Raw genomic sequence first — 2379 nt, 5'->3', positions numbered from 1 at the left:
ACGTATTTCATAATAGCTTCCTTAACCTGACGCCAGCCCGCCGCGGTCATCGGCGAGCAACGTATGCGTCAAATCCCACAAAATGTGATAGATCGCGACGTGGGTTTCCTGGATGCGGTGAATGCTGTCGCTGTTCACCACAAGGCAATGATCGAGATCCGGGCTCTTTGCCATGTTGCCGCCGTCATAGCCGGCGAGCCCGATGGTCACCACACCCATCTCCTTCGCTTTGGCGAACGCCGCCAGCAGGTTCTCGGAATTGCCGCTGGTCGAAATGCCGATCAGGCCATCGCCGCGGCGCGCCTGGGCGATCACCTGGCGTACATAGATGTGGGCGAAGCCGACGTCATTGCCGACCGCCGTCATCATCGCCGTGTCGGCAACCAGATTGACCGCCGTGAGCGCAGGCCGGCCGGCCGTGACCGGGTGCAGAAACTCGACCGCGATATGCGCGGCATCGCAGCTCGAACCGCCGTTGCCCATGCAGAACAGCCGGCCGTTCCGCCGATAGACATCGGCAATCGCGCGCGCGACCGCCACCACCGCGCTGCCGTTCTGTTCGAAAAACGCGCTTTTGGTCGCGACGCTGTCCTGCGCCTTTTGCCGCACCGATTCGAGCAGCGCGAGGTCGAGCTTGCCGGCGTCCTGCTTGTCGCCGTGCAGGAAGGGGTAAAGACCTTGTAATGCCGCATGTTCAGACATGCTGATGTCCTTGCTCCGTAAATGGGGGGAGGCGCATAGCGCCGAACCCGCCGCTCGAAGCTTCGATTGTGGGTTGCGCTTTGCTAGCCCACTTACGTTTTCAAGCCGCCGCCGAAGCCCGCATGGCTTCGATCTCCAATTGCACCTCGCCCAATTCAGTCAGCAGCGCCAACGTGCGCGCCGCTTCTTCCTCATCGATGAGGCTCATGGCGAAACCGACATGCACCAGCACCCAATCGCCGACACACGATGCGATCGGATGGTCGTCGTTGACGATAAACGCGATATTGACGGCACGCCTGACGCCGCCGACATCGACGATCGCAAGATTTCTTTCGGCATCGCTCACTTCCACAATCTGTCCAGGGATTCCCAGGCACATGATTTTCTCCGTTTACTGAATATCGAGTCTTGCATCGACCGCAACCGCCCGCGCGGCGGCGATCGCCGCCTGCCCCAGCGCGAGACCACCATCGTTGGCGGGAACCTGGCGATGCGTGAATACGCGGAACTGCAAAGCCTCGAGTCGCGTCGTCACCTGTTCCAGTAGCACGCGGTTCTGGAACACGCCGCCGGAAAGCGCGACCGTCTTGATTGCTTGCTCGCCGCCCTCGTATCGGCTCAATTTCCCGACCATGCGCGCGATGACAATGGCAAGCCCTTTATGAAAGCGCGCCGCGATCACCGGTAGCGGCGTGTCCAGGATCAGGTCGCCGAGCAGCGTCCGCCACATGGCGAGTGGTTCGATGTATGGAATACCGGACGGCAAACGCGGGATCGCGAACGGATAGGCGAGATCATCGTCCTCATCGAACAGCGTGCGTTGGTCGACCATCGCCTCAAATTCGACCGCCGCCTGGCCTTCGTATTGCGCGCGCTCGCGGCACACACCGGCTGCCGCTGCGACCGCATCGAACAGCCGGCCGCACGAACTCGCGGGCGGACTGTTGACGCCGCGCGCGATCATCGCGTCGAGTACAGTACGCGGTTTGGCTTCCAGGAAGCGATAGAGATCGAGTTCCGAATAATTCATCGCGAAACGCGCCCAGCCCATTGCGCTCGTCAAGTGCGCGTAGGTATTGCGCCACGGCTCGTAGATCGCCTGTTCGCCGCCGGGCATGGCGACCGGCTTGAACGTGCCGAGCCGCTTGCAGCCGCGATAATCGGCGAACAGAAACTCGCCTCCCCAGAGCGCGCCATCGCTGCCGTGGCCGAGCCCGTCGAGTGCTATGCCGAACACCGGCGCGGCATCGAGCGCAGTGCCGTTCTCGGCCAGGCAGGCGGCGATATGCGCATGGTGGTGCTGCACTTCGACCAGGATCAGAGACTGCTGCTGCGCCATCTGCTGTCCGAACTTGCGCGATAGATATTCAGGATGCATATCCACGGCGATCGCGCGCGGCGCATGCTGGAATAGCTGCGAATACTGCCGCACCGATCGCTGGTAATCGGCGAAAGTCAGCGCCTCTTCGAGGTCGCCCATATGGTGCGAAACGACGGCCTGGCCATCGCGCAGTAGGCAGAACGTGTTCTTCAACTCGCCGCCCATCGCGAGAACGGCTGGTGCTGCGGCAAACCCCTCCGGCAGGAGCATCGTCGCCGGCGCATAACCGCGCGCGCGCTTCGGTGTTGGTGATGCACTGCGGCTCGTCGCTCAAATTTCCGCTGGTCAGTACG

The 2379-nt window shown here is 62.2% G+C and carries 2 protein-coding genes and 1 pseudogene; all 3 read right to left on the bottom strand.

The window, feature by feature from the left end; genetic code table 11:
- Window positions 1–21: 21 nt before the first annotated feature.
- The 3 genes and pseudogenes from H0V78_11900 to H0V78_11890 all read right to left on the bottom strand — a co-directional run bounded on the left by H0V78_11900 (window position 22) and on the right by H0V78_11890 (window position 2379).
- The gene (locus H0V78_11900) at window positions 22–702 is read right to left on the bottom strand and encodes an SIS domain-containing protein (protein MBA2352444.1); all 681 of its coding nucleotides are present in this window, start codon (window positions 700–702) and stop codon (window positions 22–24) included.
- Window positions 703–802: 100 nt separating this feature from the next.
- Window positions 803–1084, bottom strand: coding sequence for a HypC/HybG/HupF family hydrogenase formation chaperone (locus tag H0V78_11895; protein MBA2352443.1), 282 nt, complete (start codon window positions 1082–1084; stop codon window positions 803–805).
- A 12-nt stretch (window positions 1085–1096) separates the two neighbouring features.
- Window positions 1097–2379, bottom strand: a pseudogene (locus H0V78_11890) (carbamoyltransferase HypF).

The sequence above is a fragment of the Burkholderiales bacterium genome (genome assembly GCA_013695435.1).
Classification (GTDB): Bacteria; Pseudomonadota; Gammaproteobacteria; order Burkholderiales; family JACMKV01; genus JACMKV01.
Note: the sequence above shows the minus strand (reverse complement) of the source record. Positions and strands in the feature narration are given on the sequence as shown.